Raw genomic sequence first — 18,664 nt, 5'->3', positions numbered from 1 at the left:
GTGGAGGCCCGGCGCACGATCTGATAGCTACGGGTTGGGAGGCTGCTCTTGTTCGAGTTGGCCAGCAAGGTGGGCACGGCGTTCGCCGACGACGACGCGGATTGGGCGTCGGACGGCATGAGGCCGCAGGTGCGCATGCAATGGCTGTACGCCTGGAACGCCGAGCCGCTGCACCGATTTCTGCTGCGGTTGACCTGGGGCGACCGCCAGCTCGCGGAGGATCTGCTGCAAGAGACGATGTTGCAGGCCTGGCGGCACATCGACCGGTTGCCGAACAGCCCCGAGTCGACCCGCCGGTGGCTGTTCATCGTGGCCCGTCGCATCGCCATCGACGCCGCCCGCGCCCGTCAGGCACGACCTGCCGAGATCGGCGTGACCGACCTGGCCTGGTTCGCGGGCGCGATCGACGTGACCGAGGACGTGGTCACCGCACAGACCGTCCGTGCCGCGTTGCCGAAGTTGAGTGCCGCTCACCGTGCGGTGCTGATCGAGTTGTACTTCTTCGGTCGCTCCACCGACGAGGCGGCGGCCCGGCTGGGGATCCCGGAGGGAACGGTTAAATCGCGGGCACATTACGCCTTGCAGGCGTTGCGGGCAGCAATCGGGCGGACCGACGGAGAGTGATTCGGGCGGGACGCCCCGAGCGCCGTGTCCGGGCAGTCAGGGCGACGAGCGCGGCCTAGAGTAGGGGCATACCCTGGCCTGAGGCGTTCCTCAGCAGCCCAGGTCGTCAAGGAGATCCAGCGCGCTGATGATCAACAAGGGCGAGGGCTCCCGCAGTGCATGCCATGACTGCGGGCTGTACCTGCTGGGCGCGCTCGGCCCGGACGCGGTGGTGGCCTTCGAGGCGCACCTTGTCGACTGTGACGGCTGCCAGGACGAGTGTGAGTCGCTGGGCCCGATCGTCAGCGCCATGATCGGCCTCTCACCCGCCGACGTCGAAGGGCTGCACACGCACCCCGAAGCGCTCTGACTGCCGGGCGTGGCCGAGGCGCGGTGTCGGGTAACCCGCCGCAGCAGCGCCTCGTCCGGCGGTGGGCAGGTCGGCCGCGACCGGGTGCGGGTGCGATCGCGCCGGGAGGGCCCGGCGTGTTCCGTGCAGGATCTCCATCAATAATCATCCTGGCTCCATACTCATGTTGCTTGTATATTCATGGCATGGGATCGACTTCGCGTCCCGCGCTGCGGGAACCGTCGTACTTCGTCCTTGCTGCCCTGCTCGGTGGCCCGCTCCACGGCTATGCCGTGATCAAGCGGGTGGCCGAGCTGTCCGATGAGCGGGTGAAACTCGCCGCCGGCTCGCTCTACTCGGTCATCGACCGGCTGCTCGGCGAGGGCCTCGTCGTCGCCGACGGAGAGGAGATCGTCAACGGACGTGCCCGTCGCTACTACCGGCTCACCGACGAGGGCTACCGCGTACTCGCCGAGGAGGCCGACCGGCTCGCCCGGGCCGCCCGGGTGGTCATGGACCGCCTGCCGCGCCGGGGCAGGGCGCAGGCAAGCACCCGTCAACCTTCTACCGCGAGGATCAGGCCAGCATGAGTTCCGATGTGCTCGAAAGGCGCTACCGCCTGCTGCTGCGGGCCTACCCGGCCGCGTACCGTCGCGACCGTGCCGACGAGCTGATCGACACGTTGATCGGTGACGAGTCAACCACCCGCCGCTGGCCCGACATTCGACAGTCGGCCGCGCTGATCCGGGGTGGCCTGCGGGTGCACGGTGGCAGCAGCGCGCCCCGGCCCACCGCTGTGCTGCTCTGGCAGGGCATCCACCTGGGTGCCATGGCCGTGCTCGCGCTGGGTGCGCTCATTGGCCTGGACGACCTCGTCGATGCGTTCCAGTTCGGCGGATTCTCCGACCCCCTGACCGTCCTGCGCAACCAGGTCGTCAACGAGGTCATGGTGGGCGCGGTGTTGGTGGCGCTCGTCGCCGGCCGCACCCGCGCCGCCGCCGTCCTGGTGGTGGCCGCGGCGGTGGTGCCGACCATGATCGCCCCGTACCTGTTCCTCAACGGTCTGCCGCAGTGGTGGGCACCGGTTGTCGCCACGCCCCTGATCCTGGTGGGTCTATGGCGTCCGGCGGACGTCCCGTCGGCGCCTCGGGCCAATGCCGTCCTGGTCACGGCCGGTCTGCTCGTCCTGCATCTGATCTCCGCGGAGGGCTTCCGCGTCGTCGACATGAGCACGCGGCTCGTTGCCGCCAGCATGGTGATCGTCGGGGCGGCCGCCTTCCTGTGGGTGGCGACGGCCGACCAGCGACTGCTGATCGCCGTCGTCCCCACCCTCCTGCTGGGCACACTCCACCAACTGGGCAACAGCGTGTCGACCGGGGAGTTGCTGCGCCGGCCCGACGCCCTGCCGTCCCTGGTCGTCGCGGTTCTCCTGGCAGTCGGCGCGGTCGTCGCGACCCGGCTGCGGCAGCGCACCCGCGCCTGATCGACCCGGGGGCGGCCGGCCTCGGCCGAGCCGCCCCACGGTCGCCCGCGGCCACGGATACCGCCGATCGCTCGACTGAACAGGGCCGATCGACGAGGCGTGGACGGCCGCGTACGTGCGCGGCCGTCCACGGTGGTGTCACGGGTGCGAAGGGGCCACCCCGAGGCTCAGCGGTTCGTCACCCCGGCGGTCGGGGTGGGCTGAACCCGCTCGAACCGCACCTTGCTCAGCCAACCCGGGAGGTCGCTGAGCACGTACAGCTCGCCGTTCACGTCGGCGCCGAACGCCGTCGGCTGGGTGGGAAAGGTGCCGATCTCGGCAGACTCGTAGCCACCCGTGGACGTCTGACGTACGGCGAACGCGCGGGTCGAGCAGTAGTCGCTCGCGATGTAGGTGCCCCGCGCCTCCGGGGTGACGGACCCCCGGTAGACCAGGCCGCCGATGATGGAGCAGTTCTCCGTCAGGTAGTGCTCGTACTCGACGATCGGGTCGGTGAGCCGTACGCCGGGCCGGCACTGCGTCTGGTCGAAGACCGCCCGGCCCTCCTTGCAGGACCAGCCGAGGTTCGCGCCGCGCTGCGACGGGCGGATGTGGTTGATCTCCTCGATCAGGCCCTGGCCGACGTCGCCGATCCACAGCGAGTTGTCGACCGGGTCGATGGAGAACTTCCACGGGTTGCGCAGCCCGTAGACCCAGATCTCCGGCCGTGCGCCCGCCGTGCGGACGAAGGGGTTGTCCGGGGGTACGCAGTAGGGCTTGCCCCCACAGCTGCGGTTGACGTCGATCCGCACGATCTTGCCGAGCAGGGTGCCGAGGTTCTGGCCGCTCTTGAACGGGTCGTTCGCGTTTCCGCCGTCGCCGGTGGACCAGTAGAGGTAGCCGTCGCGGCCGAAGGCCACCTGTCCGCCGTTGTGGTTGCCGAACTCGGCGTGCTCCTGGGTGAGCAGCACCTGGAGCCGGTCGGGGGCGCCGAGCGGCACCCGTGCCAGGGTCAGCGTGCCGGCCGGCAGGCTCGTGTACGCCACGTAGAGGATCCCGGTGCGCGCGAAGTTCGGTGCGGGTGTGATGCCGAGCAGGCCGCGCTCGTTGTCGGACGTGTCGATCCGGGCGGTCAGGTCGAGTACCGGCTCGGCCGCCAGGCCGGTGGCGGGGTGGTACGCGCGGACGGTGCCGTTCTTCTCCGCGATCAACATCCGACCGTCCGGCAGGCCGGTGATCGCGATCGGACGCTGTAGACCGAACGCCACCCGCTCGGACACCACGGTCAGTTCGGTGAGTGGCGTCGCGCGGGCGTGGGACGTGCCGGTTGCCGCGGTGCTGGCCACCGACGAGGGTGGCGACAGAAGCACGGACAGGGTCAGGATGAGCAGGCCGGCCAGCATGGTGGCCGGGCGATGTCGCCGTCGCTGCATGTTCGGCTCCTCGATCAGGTGGGTGGAGGGTGGTGTGGGAGCGTTTCCACACTACATCGACCTTGGTCGATGCTAAAGCCACTGGCGGTCCGCCGCGCGCGTCACCGCGATCGGCCGCCGGCTGTCCAGATCGAACTGATTCGATATAGCATCGCGACAGGGCAGTGTCACTCCGCAGGGGCGTGCGGCGCGGAGTGTTCGCCATCCACCGGGCGGGCCGGGCAGCCGGCGGTGGCCACCGATTTCGGGCGCGGCGGGGTTGACGCCGGCTCGACGTCACCTGCGGCGTGCTCGTCAAGTGGTGAGCGCGGTGCTCCGGTCGTCGGCCGTGCGGTGATCCTCTCTTCCGTGCCTCGAGTCGGCAACGGACCAGACGAAACACCGAGGAGAAGTGCACCGATGAACGACGTACCCGCTCGACCCAAACGCCGGACCAGGGGGCCCGCCAGGCTGCTTCTGGGCGGGGCCTGCGCCCTGGCGATCACCGTGTCCTCGATGGCCGTGGCGACCTTCGCCCGCGCCGATCTCCCCGGACCGCCCGGGACCACCCTGAAGGCCGCCGCCGAGCGCAGCGGTCGGTACTTCGGCGCCGCCATGGGGTCGGACCGACTCAACGACTCCGGCTTCCTGACCATCGCGAGCCGTGAGTTCGACATGATGACGGCCGTCAACGAGATGAAGCCCGACGCGACCGAGCCCAACCCCGGCCAGTTCAACTTCCAGCGCGGTGACGCGATCTACAACTGGGCCGCCCAGCGCGGCATGCGGTTCCGTGGTCACACGCTGGCCTGGCACGCCCAGCAGCCGAGGTTCTGGGGGAGCCTGAGTGGCAGTGCCCTGCGGAACGCCATGATCAGCCACATCAACGGGGTGATGGCGCACTACAAGGGCAAGTTCGCGTACTGGGACGTGGTGAACGAGGCCTTCGCCGAGAACGGCAGTCGGCGGTCGTCGAACCTGCAGTCCACCGGGAACGACTGGATCGAGGTGGCGTTCCGGACCGCACGCGCCGCCGACCCGAGCGTGAAGCTCTGCTACAACGACTACAACATCGAGAACTGGACGTACGCCAAGACGCAGGGCGTCTACAACATGATCCGGGACTTCAAGGCCCGTGGCGTCCCGGTCGACTGCGTGGGCCTGCAGACCCACTTCACCGGCGGCAGTTCGCTGCCGGGGAACTTCCAGCAGACGCTGTCCAGCTTCGCGGCCCTCGATGTCGACGTGGCGTTGACCGAGGCGGACGTCACCAACGCCTCGACCAGCCAGTACCAGGGCCTGACCCAGGCCTGCATGAACGTGCCCCGCTGCGTCGGCATCACGACGTGGGGCATCCGGGACAGCGACTCCTGGCGCGGCAGCGAGAACCCGCTGCTCTTCGACCGCAACAGCAACCCCAAGGCGGCGTACACCGCCGTTCTCAACGCGCTCAACGCCGCCTCCACCACCGTGCCGGGCACACCGCCGACGACGCCCCCGCCGACGACCCCTCCGCCGACCACGCCTCCGCCGACCACGCCTCCGCCCACGACGCCTCCGCCGACCACGCCGCCGCCGGGTGCCTGTAGTGCGACGTACCGCTTGGTCAACAGCTGGAACGGCGGTTTCCAGGGGGAGGTCACCGTGGCCAACAACGGCTCCGCGACCCTCAGCGGCTGGACCGTGCGGCTGACGCTGGCCAGCGGGCAGAGCATCGCCAACGTCTGGAACGGCATCAACACCGGCACCAGCGGAACGGTCAGCGTCCGTAACGCCGACTACAACGGGTCTCTCGGCGCGAACGCCTCGACCACCTTCGGCTTCCTGGTCAACGGCAGCAGCAACACCGCGCCCACTGGTCTCTCCTGCGCCAGTTGATGACCGACGCCGCGTACCGATCCCGCCACGTCGGACGCTGACCGGGCCCGGAGCCACCGGCTCCGGGCCCGGGCGTCGTCGTGGTCGGACCGCCCACCCACTGCACCTCGTCGATAGGGAGAACGACCATGCGCAGACTTCTCGCGGTGTTCAGCGCCGCCCTGATTCTCGGCACCACAGTCGGCAGCGCTCCGGCCGGGGCGTCCGGTGCGTCCCGACCCGCGTGCCCCCGTGGCCTGCTCTTCTGTGAGGACTTCGAGCGACTGCCCACCGGCGGGCCCAGCACGCTGAACTGGGGCGTCGACACCCGCCACGGCACGCTCACCGTCGAGCGTGCTCGCCGGGGCAACCAGGTGCTGCACGTGCACACGGTCGACAACGGCCGTGCCTTCCTGCGCGTCGACGACTTCGCCGCGCCGGGCAACCGCTTCTACGGCCGGATGCGCCTGCGCGTCGACGCCTTCCCCACCGCCCCGGACTGGGCGCACTTCACGCTGGTCGAGGCGACCGGTAGCGGCAGCGCGGAGGTCGTCCGTCCGATCGGTGGGCAGTACGCGCCCACGGTCCCCGGGACGTTCTGGGGCATCGGCGCCGACGGCGGTCCGACCGGCGACTGGACCAACTGGCGGGAGTCCGCACCGGTCGTCGAGGACACCTGGCAGTGTTTCGAATGGAAGATCGACGCGGCGGACAACCGCGTCGCGGTGTGGATCGACGGCGTGGCGAACCCGGAGCTGACCGCCGCCACGAACGACCACGGCGGCAACGACGTTCCCTTCGTCCTGCCCACCGTCGACACAGTAAAGATCGGTTGGCAGCTCTACCAGGGCGGCACGACGCCGGGGGAGTTCGACCTCTGGATCGACGACATCGCCCTGTCGACCAAGCGGCTCGGCTGCTGAGCTGACGCACCGGCAGCGCGCCGGGGGCCTGCCGGGGTGCGGCTCTGCTGCCGCACCCCGGCAGAATTCCCGGTGGCAGTCAGGGTCGCCGGTCGGGAGCGCGTGAGCCGTACGCCGGGCCGAACACCACCAGCAGCGCGAGGTCCTCGGTCACCTCGTCGAAGTGGTGCTCCTCGCCGGCCGGCACGAAGATCACCGAACCCGGGCCGACCTCGGCTTCGCCGTCCGGGGTCACGATCCGGGCCCGCCCGGCGGTGACCACGTAGATCTCATCCTCGGTGTGCGGGCTCTGATCGTCGAGACCGCCCGCCGGGATGCAGTACGTTCCCACCGACAGGTCCGGCACCCTCAGGTGTTCGACCCAGTCGTTGACGGCTCCGCCGGCTGTGGTCCACCGGCCCGCTCCTTCGATGATCTGCATTGCCGAAACCTAAGGTACGTCTCGTACCTCGGTGGGGGCGTTTCCAGCGCTGTGCCGGTGGGGCGGTCGCTCCGCCCGTCCCCACCGGCCGTGCCGTCACACCGCTCGGCGGCGTATCCACCAGAGCGACAGCAGGGACAGCGCGACGGTCAACGCGATCAGGAGGCCGAACTCCCGCCACTGCAGGTTCCAGAACTTCGACCCGGGTACGTAGCTCACCTTCAGGCTGAGGTTCTGCTTCTCCAGCCACGCCGGGCACGTCTCGCGGTCGTGGGGCGCCTTCGGGCCGCACTGGGTGACGTCGGCCGGACCGCTGAACTCCGCCCCGGTCGAGGTGATCGTGGTACTCGACACGATCCAGTCGCCCCTGCGATCGGGCTCGACGTGGAGCGTCATCCGCCCCGTGCCGGGGCTCATCGAGATCCCGTACTCACCGTCCACCTCCAGAGGGCTGACCGTGGTGACCGGCTGAGCCAGCCAGGGGCGTACCACGAACGGCGCGGCGACCTGGAGGCCGACCACCAGCAGCAGGGTCACCGCCATCGCGCCGAGGGTTCGCCGCAGCAGCAGCCCGGCGGCGACACCGATCACGAAAGCCAGCGTCGCGTAGCCGATCGGCACGATTCCCCGGGCCGCGAACACCAGCGGATCCATCCGGTCGGCCGAGGCCCCGTCGATCGGCTGCGCCCACCGGGTCAGCGTCAGGCTGAGCAGGCCGGCGCCGAGAGCGGCGGCTGCACCGCCGACCGCGAGCTTGACCAGCAACCATCGACCCCGGCTGACGGACTGGCTGAACACCATGCGGTACGTACCGGACTCCAGCTCCCGGGCTACCAGCGGCGCGCCCCAGAAGATGCCCACCAGGGCGGGTAGCAGGTAGAGCACCCCGATGGCGGCGATGTGGAACTCGCTCGCCCATCCCGGTTGTAGCGCCCGGAGGAAGGCTTCGCCGGCGGCCAGGCAGCCGTCACCCTGGCAGCCGGTGTATCCGGTCTGCGTGGCCAGCTCTCGCACTTCCGCCCAGGTCAGCGCCAGGCTGCCCAGGAGCACCAGCAGCAGGGTGCCGGTGGCCAGGGCCGGCGTCCGGAACTGCCGCCAGGTCATCCAGATCATCGCTGTCCCTCCAGGATCCGATCCGGCCGGCTGCCGGTGGTTCCGCTCAGGTACGCCAGCACGATGTCCTCCAGGTCCAGCCGGTCGACCTGCCACGACGGATCGACGATCGGCGCGGTGCTGCGTACCACCAGGGTCGACTGCACCTCGGTGTGGCTCTGTTCGACCAAGGCGCGCCCCGCGCCCAGGTCGGTGGTCTCACGCCGTTGCCCGACCAGGCGGTGGTGAGTGGCGAGCAGGTCGTCCACGTCGCCCGCCACCTGAACCCGCGAGGCGACCAGCACGATCAGGTGGTCGCAGACCCGCTCCAGGTCGGCGACCAGATGCGAGGACATCACGATGCTCATGTCCTCGTCGGCGGCCAACTCCATCAACCCCCGCAGGAAAGTGCGCCGGGCGAGCGGATCGAGTGCCGCCACCGGCTCGTCGAGCAGCAGCAGACGCGGCCGCTTCGCCGCGGCGATGGTCAGGGCCAACTGGGCCCGCTGACCACCGGACAGCTTGCCCGCCTTCTGCGCCGGGTCCAGGCCGATCTGGGCGATCCGCCGCTCGGCGAGCCCAGCGTCCCAGGACGGGTTGAGGTGAGCGCCCATCCGTAGGTGGTCCGCGACGGACAGGTTGGTATAGACCGGGCTGTCCTGGGCGACGAACCCGACCTGCGCCGACCCGCTGACCGGCCGCGAGCCGAGCACCTCGATCCGACCCGAGGTCGGACGGAGCAACCCACAGGCCAGTTGCAGCAGAGTGGACTTGCCTGCGCCGTTGGGCCCGACCAGACCCACGACGTGACCGGACGGAATGTCCAGAGTGCAGTCTTTCAACGCGAAACGCCGGCCGTACCGCTTGCTCAGGCCTTCCGCGATCAGTGCGCTAGTCATGCTCGGGCCTCCGAAAAGACCCGAAAGCTGCTGAGGAAGAGCGCCTCGATGCTCTCGTCGTCCAGGCCCGCGTCCCGGGCCTCGTGCAGCCAGCGTGTGAGGTCCTGCCGCAGTGGCTCGTGCTTGTCCAGCGAGTCCGCGCCGAGCGTGCGGGTGACGAACGTGCCCAGCCCGGGTCGGGCCACGACCAGGCCCTCGTACTCCAACTCACGGTACGCCTTGGACACCGTGTTCGGGTTGATCGCGACCCGGGCCACCACCTCCTTCACGGTGGGCAGCTTGTCGCCCTCGTTCAGGACCCCGAGCCGGAGCGCGTGCCGCACTTGTCGGATGAGCTGCATGTACGGCGCAACCCCGGACCGCGAGTCCAGGTGAAACTCGATCACCTCGCCACCCCATTTCACTAGTTGCCTAGCAGAATAGGGCTACGGGCGGTCCGTCCGCTACCGAAGGCCCGAACCTCGTGCCGTGGAATTCCGACCGATCACCCGATGGGTGGAAGACGCTGCCCTTTTGGTGCCGTCTCCGTGTTGATTGCTGAATATGAGCGACTCTCCTGTTTTGCGCACGAATCCGCCGCACTGTGCGTACGGTGAGGTCGGGCGATCATGCAGCATGCCGCAGCGGTCGAGGCGGGCCGTCATCAGTCACGTGCCGCTCGGCGGTGCTCCCGGCGGGTTGCGGCCTCGGCTGGATCGCGTCGGCTGCCACGCACATCTGCCCGCGTTCGGCACCCACTGACCAACGAGGGAGAACAGACATGCTCGGAATCTCGCTACGTCGGCCGAAGGTCATCACCGCGGCGCTCGCCGCCGCAACCCTGGTGACGGTGCTCGGCTCAAGCACCCCAAGCGTGTTCGCGGACGGCGGTGTGCAACCAACCCCCGACGAGGGGCAGCACCGCACCAGACCGACGATCGTCCTGGTGCACGGCGCCTGGGCGGACGGCTCAAGCTGGAATGGGGAGATCCGCAGACTCCAGGCGCGCGGTTTCGACGTCCAGGTCGCGCCGCAACCCGGCCGAGGGCCGTCGATCGACAGCGGCTACCTGAAGGACTTCCTGTCCACCATCGAAGGTCCCATCGTGCTCGCCGGCCACTCGTACGGTGGCTTCGTGATCAGCGACGCCGCCACCGGCAACAGGAACGTCAAGGCGCTCGTCTTCGTGGACGCCTTCGCGCCGGACGAGGGGGAGACCGTGGAGGAACTCACCGCGGGCTCCGGCTCGATCCTCGAGCCCGCCCTGACCGACCCCACGAGCGTCTTCAGGCTCGTGCCGTTCCCCGGTGCCCCGGAGGGTGCGGCCGACGCGTACGTCCTGCCGAAGGTGTTCATCAACGGCTTCGCCAACGGTCTGCCCCGGCGGCAGGCGGAGGTGCTCGCCGTGACCCAGACCGCCCTGGCCACCAACGCCCTGGGGGAGCCGGCCACGGAGCCGGCGTGGAAGACGATCCCTGCCTGGGCGGTGGTCGGCACCGAGGACCTGGTCATCCCGCCGGCCCGCCAGGAGGAGATGATGAAGCGGGCAGGGGCCGACATCACCCATATCGACGCCGGGCACCTTGGCCTGATCTCGCACCCCGACCAGGTCACCAGGGTCATTCTGGAGGCGGCGCGGACGACCGCCTGACGAGGTCTCGTGACATCGGCAGCAGCAGTGGCCGCGTGGGCCGGACCGGCCCACGCGGCCACTATCCGACCAGCCGTGGCATCGCGCTGTGCGGTGCCACGCCCGGCCGCCGGGTCAGTTGGTCGCCTTGGCGGCGGCCTCGATCTGGTTGGTGACCGCGCCCGGGTCGGTGACCATGGACAGGTGCGGGGCGTTGATCTGGACGCTGTGCGCCTTGGCCCGCTCGGACATCACGACCTGCTGGGCGGCCGGGATGACGGCGTCCTGCTTGCCGATCACCGACCACGAGGGGATGGTGCGCCAGGCCGGCTCGGCGGCCTCCTCGGTCAGGGCGTTGTAGGCAAGGGGGCGTTGCCGGGCGGCGAGCACCGCGACGTCCCTGGCGGGGATGCTCTTGTCGGTGAACGCCTTGCCGTAGACCGACGGCTTGACGTAGAGGTTGACGTTGTGCGGGTCTTCGTCGTTGGGGTTGGCGACCACGTCGAAGACGGTGGACGACTCGGCCGCGAAGACCGAGCCCGGCAGGGCCGACGTCAGCCCGTACACACTGTCGTGCTGGTCCGGGATGTACGCGTCCACGTACACCAGGGCCTTGACCTGCTCGTCGCCCAGGGCGGCGTTCGTGATGACCATGCCGCCGTAGGAGTGCCCGACGAGGACGATCGGTCCGCTGATGGTGTCCAGGTACGCGCGGAGGTTCTTGGCGTCCTTCTCCACGCCCGACAGCAGGTTCGGCGGGGTGACCACCCGGTAGCCGTCGCGCTGGAGCTTGGCCGTCACCTTGTCCCAGCTGGACCCGTCCGCCCACGCCCCGTGCACGAGCACGACCGTCGGCTTGACCGTGGAACGCGACTGCGCGGCGTGGTTCGTGGCGGCCTGCGCGGTGCCGATGCCGGCACCTGTCACGACCAGGGCGCCGATGGTCGCGCCCACGTAGACGAGGCGGCGACGGAAGGACAATTTCACGATGGTTCCTCTCACTTCTGAAGAAAGTCGAGCAGGGCGGCGTTGACCTGGTCGGCGTGGGTCCACGCGATGGCGTGCGGTCCGCCCTCGATGACGAGCAATCGCGCATCGACGACGAAGGCGGGGACCCGCTGGCCGGTCACCCCGAGGGGCAGCACGCGATCCTGGTCGCCCTGGATCACGAGAACCGGCACGTCGACCTTGGCCAGGTCCTCGCGGAAGTCGGTGAGCCAGGTCGGGATACAGGCCACCGCGGCGACGGGAGATCCGGCCTGGGCCACGTGCACACTGGCCTGGAAAGCCTCGTCGCTGACCAGTGATCCGCCGTAGACGTCGAGGTTGTAGAAGTTCTGCAGGAACTGCGTGAGCCAACCGTTCCGGTCCGCCCGCGCGGCCTCGATGAATCCATCGAACAACGACTGCGGCGCGCCTTCGGGATTGTCGTCCGTCTTCAGCAGGAACGGCGGGATCGGCGACATCAGCACGGCCTTCGCGACGCGCCCGGTGCCGTAGCGACCCAGGTACCGGGCGACGTCCCCGGTCCCCATCGAGTGACCCACGAGGATGGCGTCGCGTACGTCGAGTGTCGTGAGGAGCACATTCAGATCGCTGGCGAACGTGTCGTAGTCGTACCCATCGGCGGGCTGGCTGGAATTGCCCCAGCCCCGCCGGTCGTACGTGATGACGCGGTACCCGGCGGCGAGCAGTGCGGCGACCTGCTTCTCCCAGGCCCGCCCGCTGAGCGGGTAGCCGTGGCTGAGAACGACCGGGGTGCCGGCACCGTGATCCTCGAAGTAGATGTCGATCGGGTCGGCTCCCGCTGAGCCGACGCTGACGTGGGGCATGCACTCTCCTTGGCTTGCGTTCCGCGCTGGAACCCTGCCGAAGGTACGGATCTGGGACCGTTTCGCGAATCGCCCGAAGCACGTAGTCCCGGGCTTCGTCGACCGCCCGAAAGACAACGAGAGATGGGCGATGCGGCGGGCTCGGACCAAGCCACAGGCTTGGGCCGAACAGCGAAGCCGCCACCCTTTGATCTCTAGGATGTCAATCGTGACCACGCCCGACCGCAGGCTCCCGGACGGGCCGCCGTCCCGCTGCGAGTTCAAGGTCTTCGGCGGTCTCGGCTGCCGGCGGGACGGCGCGGACGTCGATCTCGGCCCGGTCCGCCAGCGGATCATCCTCGCCAAGCTCCTCGCGGCCGGCGGTGACGCGGTCAGCCTCGACAGCATCGTCGACAGCGTGTGGGAGGACCAACCTCCGGCCAGCGCCGCCAACCAGATCCACCGGCACGTCGGTAACCTCCGGCGGATTCTGGAACCGGACCTGGACGTCCGCGAAACCGGTCGCTACCTCCTACCGGCCGGTACCGGCTACCGCCTGATCCTCGCGACCGAGGCCTCCGATCTGGCCATGTACCGCGAGCTGGTCCGGCGGGCCCGCGAGGCGCTTGCCGGCGGGGATGCCGAGGCCGGCGTGCGGGCGTACCTGACCGCACTGGAGCTCGGGCGCAGCCCGGCGTTCACCGACCTGCCGACCGGCGCGTTGCGTTCGCCGGAGTTCGTTGCCATCGAACGGGAGCGCATCGTGGTGGCGCTCGCGGCCAGCGAGGCCGCGATGGCCCACGGCATGGCCGACGCCGCCCTGACCCCGCTGGTGAGCGTCGCCGCCGCGGCCCCGTTGGACGAGGCCCTGCAGGCGTGCCTGATGCGCGCGTACGTGGCCAGTGGCCACCGGGCCGAGGGCGTGCAGGTCTTCGAGCGGACCCGTCAACGTCTCGCCGAGGAACTGGGGGTGGATCCGGGGTCCGAACTGCGCGAGGCGTATCGGGAACTGCTCGCCAGCGGCTGGACCTCGCAGGACGAGCCGCCCCCACCGGACGCTCCGCGGCCCGCGCAGCTGCCGCCGCCGGTCGCGGGCTTCGTCCGACGCAACGACATGGCCGCGGTGCTCGACGCCTTACTGTCCGACGCGTTCAGCGACGCGACGATCGTGATCACCGTGCTCGGTGGCATGGGTGGCATCGGCAAGACCGCCCTCGCGGTGCACTGGGCCCACCAGATCGCCAACGAGTTCCCCGACGGGCAGTTGTTCCTCAACCTGCGGGGCCTGGACCCGGACGGACGGGTCATGTCGTCGCAGGAGGCGCTCGCCACGTTGCTCGCGTCACTGGGCGAGCCGGCGGTGTCGTCCCCACAGGAGAACGTGGACGCCCAGGCGGCTCGTTACCGCAGTCGCCTTGCCGGTCGTCGCGTCCTGATCCTCCTCGACAACGCCCGTGACTCCGATCAGGTCCGCCCGCTGCTGCCAGCCTCGCGGGGTTCTCTGGTCATCGTGACGAGCCGCCACCGGATGACGAGCCTCGTCACCCGGGAGGGGGCACGCTATCTGCAGGTCGACCGGCTGACCGGGGCAGAGTCCCGGCAGCTTCTGATCAACCGTCTCGGCACCCGCCGTGCCACCATGGACCCGGCTGCGCTGGACAAGGTCATCACGCTTTGCGCCGGGCTGCCGCTCGCACTGGCGATCGTCGCCGCCCGCGTGGCGCTCAACCCGGCCCTGCCGATGAGCGCTGTCGCCAGCGCCGTGGCCGAACCGTCAGCCAGGCTCGACGCGTTGTCCAGCGCGGACCCGTCCGACGATGTCCGGTCGGTGTTCTCGTGGTCGTACCGCGCTCTCGATCCATCGGCGGCGCAGGTGTTCCGTGCTCTCGCCGTCCATCCGGGTCCGGGGGTCTCGCTGGAGTCGATGGCGAGCGTCGTCGGGGTCAGTCGGACGAGGGTCCGCACGCTGCTCACGGAACTGGTGACCGCGAACCTGCTCGACGAGGCACAGTCCGGGCGGTATTTCCTGCACGACCTGCTGCGGGCCTACGCGGGTGAGCTTCTCGCCGAGGATCGAGAGCGATTGGAGTACGAACGGCGTCTCGTCATGCACTACCTGCACTCGGCCCGGGCCGCCTATGCGAGACACCACCGGCAGCCGGTCGGCACCGTCAGCGGGACGCCACCGGACGTGACGCCCGAGACGTTCAACAGTGTGTCCCAGGCTGCCGCCTGGTACGCACGCGAACGGCCAGCGCTGTGGGCGACGATCGATCTGGCCCTCGCGCACGGCCTGGGGCGCGACGCCGCGGCAATGGTCCTCGCGGCCTCGGCACCGGGCAGCAACTCCATCCCCGCGGGACGGACCCCGACCGTCCTCGCGATCCTCGACCTGGCCGGCGCGCTCGGCGAGCCGCTGCTGGAGGCCGAACTTCTTCGTACCGTCGGTGAGGTCTTCGCCCCGCTGCCACCGGCCGACGAATACCTGCGTCGATCCCTGTCCATCTTCGAAGGCGCCGGAGACATCGCCGGGCAGGCCGACGTCCTGCGGAACCTCGCCGTGCTCTCGATGTCGCGCGGCGACCACGACGCCGCCAACGCCTACGGCGAACGCTCCGTGGCTCTTGCCCGGCGTACCGAGCGTCAGGAACTGCTCGCCGTATCGCTGCTGACACTCACGAGAGCACGCCTCGGATCCGGTCGGTTCGACGATGCCGTACGTGCCGCGGACGAAGGGCTGGCCATCGCGATGGTGCAGCACCTCGATCACCTGAACATCCGCTACGCGCAGCTCATCGCGGAATCGTCCTGGAGACTGGGCCAGCTCGAGCGAGCGGTGACGGTCTCGGAGTGGGGGTTGGCGGAAAACATCAGTGAGTCGAACGGTCCGCGCTGCGCCATCGCGGCGATCCTCGCGCGGGCCGCGTTCGACCTGGGCGACCGGGCGCGCGCGGAACAGGGCTGCCAGCGGTTCGAGGGCCTGATCGCCGACAACGGCTTCCGGGAACTCATCGAGTTCTCCGGCATCGAGGAGGCCGAGGCATACCGAACCATGGTCGCTTACGTCCGGGCCCGGCTGAGCCTGATGGGCGGCGCGTCGTGAGCGGGTAGGGCGCGAGCACTCAGTCTGCACTCGTCGCGCACAGCGGTGCGTTCGGATGGTCGTCGAGACCCCGAACCCGCGCCCGAGGAGCACGATGCACCGCGCCCCAACCGAGCCCGCACGAGTTCTTCCGGGTGCGGCACTGACCCCTCGACAGGAACAGATCGCCCTGCTGGTGGCGGCCGGCTCCACCAACGTCGAGGTCGCACGACACCTGGTCATCAGCCCACACACCGTCAAACACCATCTGCGTGGAGTGTTCCACCGGCTGAACGTCGCATCCCGCCGCGAACTCCGCAGCAGGCTGAACCGCCGCGACACGACCGATCGCTTTGCCCAGAGCTGCCGACTGACCAGCCAGGAGCGCGACATCGCCCGCCGGGTGTCGGAAGGTGCCTCCAATCGGGAGGTGGCGGCACAGCTGTTCATCAGCCCGAGCACGGTGGACTATCACCTGCGCAAGATCTTCCGGAAGCTCGACATCACGTCACGTCGAGACCTGGCGGCTCGCCCTCACCCGTGACGTCCCAGCGTCCGACGTCCGCTCCCCATCCGGACGGCGCTGCCCGACACAGCTGGTCACGATCCAGCGTCCGCAGATCGGCCGCTCGCACCGCGACGACCGGGGTGTCGAACGCGAACTGTACGTTCGACCCGTCCGCGAACGAGACCGTGACGTGCGTGTCGGGACCTGCCGGGTGGTCGTCCCGCCACTGGACGTGGACGACCTCGGCCGTCACGGAACCGTCCGGACGCACCAGCGTGAATCCCTCGAGGTCCCCCTGGGCGACATCGGGACGGAACGGGTCACGCCGCTGTGCGAGCTGATGCTCCCGCCAGCGCCTCCGCGCATCGGTGTCCGCCACACGAGGCATTCTTCAACGAACCACGCGCGCCGCGTACCCCGTCGGCCGTCCGCGCCCAACGCGCGCCGCCCGGGACGGAACCCGAGCGGCGCGCGTTGGCCGTCATGGCTAGGTACGCGTGCTCCACTGCTGGTTGGCGCCGCCGTGGCAGGACCAGAGGTGCAGCTGCGTCCCGTTGGCCGTGCCGGAACTGACGGCGTCGAGGCAGAGCCCCGACTGCGCGGAGGTGATGGTGCCGTTGGCGTTCACGTTCCACTGCTGGTTCGACTGGCCGTTGCAGTCCCAGATGATGACCGCGGTGCCGTTGCTGCTGCCGCCTCCGCTGGCGTCCAGGCACTTGTTGCCGTAGACGGTCAGCGTGCGGTTGGCGGTACGGGTCCAACGCTGGTTGGCGCGACCGTGGCAGTCGTACAGTTGCGCGCGGGTGCCGTTGGTCGTGCTCGAGTTGGGAATGTCGACGCAGCGGCCGGACTGGCTACCCACGATCAGCACGCTCTGCTGACTGGGGGGCGGGGTCGTCGGCGGGGCAGTGGTGGGCGGGGGAGTGGTGGGCGGCGTGCCGCCGCCGAACTGGGCGAAGAAGTTCCACACCTCCTGCTTGACCCAGCTCCGCGCGCCGCTCTCGCAACCGGCGCACCCGTCGACCGGGCCCTGCTGGTGGCCGCCGTCGAACGCGGCCCAGAGCACCGGGTAGCCGGGCTGGCAGGAGTAGGCGGTGGTGATGTGGGTCCGGCTGCCCGGTGCGGGTTCGGGCGGGTTCTGGGCGGCGCAGCCGTTGTTGCGGACGAACCTGTCGCGCAACGCCCGGCCGTTCGGGATGTTGTCGTTGATGCCGTGGATTCCCAGGTACGCCACGGGCTGGGTGCCGCCGCTGCATCCGCTGATCGGTCCCGGGGCGGCGATGGCCGCGACGGCGCGGAACACCGTGGGCCGGGAGCACGCCAACGAGTAGCTCATCGCGCCGCCGTAGCTGAACCCTACGGAGAAGAGTTGTGTCGTGTCGACGCAGAGGGCGTTCTCGATCGCGCGGACCATGTCGTCGGTGAAGGTGACGTCCTCACCGTTGGCGTTGCCCCAGCCGTTGTTGAGCCCCTGCGGGGCCACGAAGATCGTGGTGTTGTTCGCCTGCGAGAGCATGCCGTAGTAGGCCCACGGCGCGCCGTCGGTCCCACCCGACGCGACCTGGCTGGCGGTGCCGCCCAACCAGTGGAAGCCGAAGGCCAGTCGGTGGGCGTAGGTGTTGTTGTAGCTGTCGGGTAGCCGGAGGATGAAGCTGCGGCTCTTCCCGCCGCTCTGGATGGTGTGGGTACCGCTGGTCAGCCCCGGCGCCTTGCCGCAGCCGGCGGTGGTGGCCGCGGCTGCGGGAGCGACGGTCGTGACGACGTACGTGCCGACGGCGATCAGGAGCATGGCCGCCAGTGCTGCCCCCAACCAGGGGGCGGACAGTCTGCGGAGTGGCACAGCTGGATCTCCTTGTTCAGGTGGAAGGGTGTGCGACGAACGCGCGCCCCGTCACCGTCGGTCACCCCGTCCAACGGGCTCGCCGCCGAGAAACCCTGAAGACGTGAGGTGCCCACGAGGACGGCCGGCTCGGGCCACGGCTGCCCGGCACGGTCTCGCCGCCGTGCGGGACCGGGCTGCCGTCGAATCGTCGGTGGTCACAACGTTCGCCCGAACACCACGCGATCGGCCGTCGGAGGATGCCGGAGCATCCGGTCCGCGGTCGAATCGATTCGCCCTGACGCTAGATCAAGCAGCGAAATGTGTCAATCTCATGGCCGGTGGGTCGGCGGTCCGTCCGTGAGCGCAGGAGTGGCTTTCGTGGCGCTCCGGTGGCTGCCCGGAACAGCCGTGTGGGCCGGCCGTGGGGCGTCAGCGGATACCGATGCTCTGGTGATCGGGCTCGATGACGGCGACCACGCGTTCGTGGTCGCGCGGGTACGTCTCGTCGGTGTACTTCGCGACGATACGGTCGATGATCGACCATCCGGCGTCGCCGTCGATCCAGGCGACAACGCGGCCCCGTACGGCGACCGGGGTGAACGGGTCGTCGGCCGGTGCGACAGACAACGCGAGGCGCGGGTCGCGGCGCAGGTTGCGCGCTTTGCGCTTGTCGGGCCCGGTGAATATGACGAGGTGGTCGCCGTGCGTGCCGACGTACACGGGGGTCGCGTGCGGTGAGCCGTCCGGTAGGACGGTGGCGAGGTGGGCGATCGGTGCCTCGTCGAGCACGCGGCGGATGTCGGGGTGCAGCATT

19 protein-coding genes are annotated in these 18,664 nt (G+C 69.7%); 9 read left to right on the top strand and 10 right to left on the bottom strand.

The window, feature by feature from the left end; genetic code table 11:
* Positions 1 to 48: 48 nt before the first annotated feature.
* From ACN269_RS07905 to ACN269_RS07890, 4 genes are all read left to right on the top strand, one after another.
* Entirely contained in the window at positions 49 to 624 is a 576-nt protein-coding gene (locus ACN269_RS07905; protein ID WP_421471806.1) for a sigma-70 family RNA polymerase sigma factor, read from the top strand.
* Between the two features lie 127 nt (positions 625 to 751).
* Positions 752 to 973, top strand: coding sequence for a zf-HC2 domain-containing protein (locus tag ACN269_RS07900; protein WP_421471805.1), 222 nt, complete (start codon positions 752 to 754; stop codon positions 971 to 973).
* A 185-nt stretch (positions 974 to 1,158) separates the two neighbouring features.
* Positions 1,159 to 1,542, top strand: a complete 384-nt coding sequence (locus tag ACN269_RS07895) for a PadR family transcriptional regulator (protein ID WP_421471804.1) — start codon at positions 1,159 to 1,161, stop codon at positions 1,540 to 1,542.
* Complete coding sequence (locus ACN269_RS07890) at positions 1,539 to 2,435, top strand: hypothetical protein (RefSeq protein WP_421471803.1); 897 nt, start codon at positions 1,539 to 1,541, stop codon at positions 2,433 to 2,435. Before ACN269_RS07895 ends, ACN269_RS07890 begins: the two co-directional genes overlap by 4 nt.
* A 167-nt stretch (positions 2,436 to 2,602) precedes the next feature.
* Here ACN269_RS07890 and ACN269_RS07885 read toward each other — a convergent pair whose 3' ends face one another.
* Complete coding sequence (locus ACN269_RS07885) at positions 2,603 to 3,847, bottom strand: PQQ-dependent sugar dehydrogenase (RefSeq protein WP_421471802.1); 1,245 nt, start codon at positions 3,845 to 3,847, stop codon at positions 2,603 to 2,605.
* A gap of 399 nt (positions 3,848 to 4,246) precedes the next feature.
* On the opposite strand from ACN269_RS07885, the gene ACN269_RS07880 reads away from it, so the two are divergent.
* Positions 4,247 to 5,704 carry an endo-1,4-beta-xylanase gene (locus tag ACN269_RS07880; protein ID WP_421471801.1) on the top strand — a complete coding sequence of 486 codons (1,458 nt, stop codon included), beginning with the start codon at positions 4,247 to 4,249 and terminating at the stop codon, positions 5,702 to 5,704.
* A gap of 128 nt (positions 5,705 to 5,832) precedes the next feature.
* Positions 5,833 to 6,606, top strand: coding sequence for a hypothetical protein (locus tag ACN269_RS07875; protein WP_421471800.1), 774 nt, complete (start codon positions 5,833 to 5,835; stop codon positions 6,604 to 6,606).
* A 79-nt stretch (positions 6,607 to 6,685) separates the two neighbouring features.
* Here ACN269_RS07875 and ACN269_RS07870 read toward each other — a convergent pair whose 3' ends face one another.
* The 4 genes from ACN269_RS07870 to ACN269_RS07855 all read right to left on the bottom strand — a co-directional run bounded on the left by ACN269_RS07870 (position 6,686) and on the right by ACN269_RS07855 (position 9,404).
* On the bottom strand, positions 6,686 to 7,027 hold the full coding sequence (locus ACN269_RS07870) for a cupin domain-containing protein (protein WP_421471799.1): 342 nt from the start codon (positions 7,025 to 7,027) through the stop codon (positions 6,686 to 6,688).
* A 96-nt stretch (positions 7,028 to 7,123) separates the two neighbouring features.
* Positions 7,124 to 8,140, bottom strand: coding sequence for an ABC transporter permease subunit (locus tag ACN269_RS07865; protein WP_421471798.1), 1,017 nt, complete (start codon positions 8,138 to 8,140; stop codon positions 7,124 to 7,126).
* The gene (locus tag ACN269_RS07860; protein WP_421471797.1) at positions 8,137 to 9,018 is read right to left on the bottom strand and encodes an ABC transporter ATP-binding protein; all 882 of its coding nucleotides are present in this window, start codon (positions 9,016 to 9,018) and stop codon (positions 8,137 to 8,139) included. The genes ACN269_RS07865 and ACN269_RS07860 overlap by 4 nt, the downstream gene beginning before the upstream one ends.
* Complete coding sequence (locus ACN269_RS07855) at positions 9,015 to 9,404, bottom strand: GntR family transcriptional regulator (RefSeq protein WP_421471796.1); 390 nt, start codon at positions 9,402 to 9,404, stop codon at positions 9,015 to 9,017. Before ACN269_RS07855 ends, ACN269_RS07860 begins: the two co-directional genes overlap by 4 nt.
* 374 nt (positions 9,405 to 9,778) lie before the next feature.
* Here ACN269_RS07855 and ACN269_RS07850 point away from each other — a divergent pair, with 374 nt between their 5' ends.
* On the top strand, positions 9,779 to 10,648 hold the full coding sequence (locus ACN269_RS07850; protein WP_421471795.1) for an alpha/beta fold hydrolase: 870 nt from the start codon (positions 9,779 to 9,781) through the stop codon (positions 10,646 to 10,648).
* 114 nt (positions 10,649 to 10,762) lie between these two features.
* On the opposite strand, the gene ACN269_RS07845 is transcribed toward ACN269_RS07850, so the two are convergent.
* Complete coding sequence (locus ACN269_RS07845) at positions 10,763 to 11,614, bottom strand: alpha/beta fold hydrolase (protein ID WP_421471794.1); 852 nt, start codon at positions 11,612 to 11,614, stop codon at positions 10,763 to 10,765.
* A gap of 11 nt (positions 11,615 to 11,625) precedes the next feature.
* Entirely contained in the window at positions 11,626 to 12,459 is an 834-nt protein-coding gene (locus ACN269_RS07840) for an alpha/beta fold hydrolase (protein WP_421471793.1), read from the bottom strand.
* Between ACN269_RS07840 and ACN269_RS07835 the strand changes: the two genes are divergently transcribed.
* Complete coding sequence (locus ACN269_RS07835; RefSeq protein WP_421471792.1) at positions 12,413 to 15,541, top strand: BTAD domain-containing putative transcriptional regulator; 3,129 nt, start codon at positions 12,413 to 12,415, stop codon at positions 15,539 to 15,541. The two genes, ACN269_RS07840 and ACN269_RS07835, sit on opposite strands and share 47 nt — an antisense overlap.
* A 55-nt stretch (positions 15,542 to 15,596) precedes the next feature.
* Complete coding sequence (locus ACN269_RS07830) at positions 15,597 to 16,064, top strand: response regulator transcription factor (protein ID WP_421471791.1); 468 nt, start codon at positions 15,597 to 15,599, stop codon at positions 16,062 to 16,064.
* On the opposite strand, the gene ACN269_RS07825 is transcribed toward ACN269_RS07830, so the two are convergent.
* From ACN269_RS07825 to ACN269_RS07815, 3 genes are all read right to left on the bottom strand, one after another.
* Complete coding sequence (locus ACN269_RS07825) at positions 16,024 to 16,407, bottom strand: hypothetical protein (protein WP_421471790.1); 384 nt, start codon at positions 16,405 to 16,407, stop codon at positions 16,024 to 16,026. The two genes, ACN269_RS07830 and ACN269_RS07825, sit on opposite strands and share 41 nt — an antisense overlap.
* Positions 16,408 to 16,515: 108 nt before the next feature.
* Positions 16,516 to 17,868 carry a ricin-type beta-trefoil lectin domain protein gene (locus tag ACN269_RS07820; protein ID WP_421471789.1) on the bottom strand — a complete coding sequence of 451 codons (1,353 nt, stop codon included), beginning with the start codon at positions 17,866 to 17,868 and terminating at the stop codon, positions 16,516 to 16,518.
* A gap of 411 nt (positions 17,869 to 18,279) precedes the next feature.
* A complete protein-coding gene (locus ACN269_RS07815; protein WP_421471788.1) occupies positions 18,280 to 18,663 on the bottom strand; it encodes a PPOX class F420-dependent oxidoreductase in 384 nt (127 codons plus the stop codon).
* Position 18,664 lies beyond the last annotated feature (1 nt).

It is taken from the genome of Micromonospora sp. WMMD736, assembly GCF_049179015.1.
Classification (GTDB): domain Bacteria; phylum Actinomycetota; class Actinomycetes; order Mycobacteriales; family Micromonosporaceae; genus Micromonospora.
This window is presented reverse-complemented; position numbering and strand designations above follow the sequence as displayed.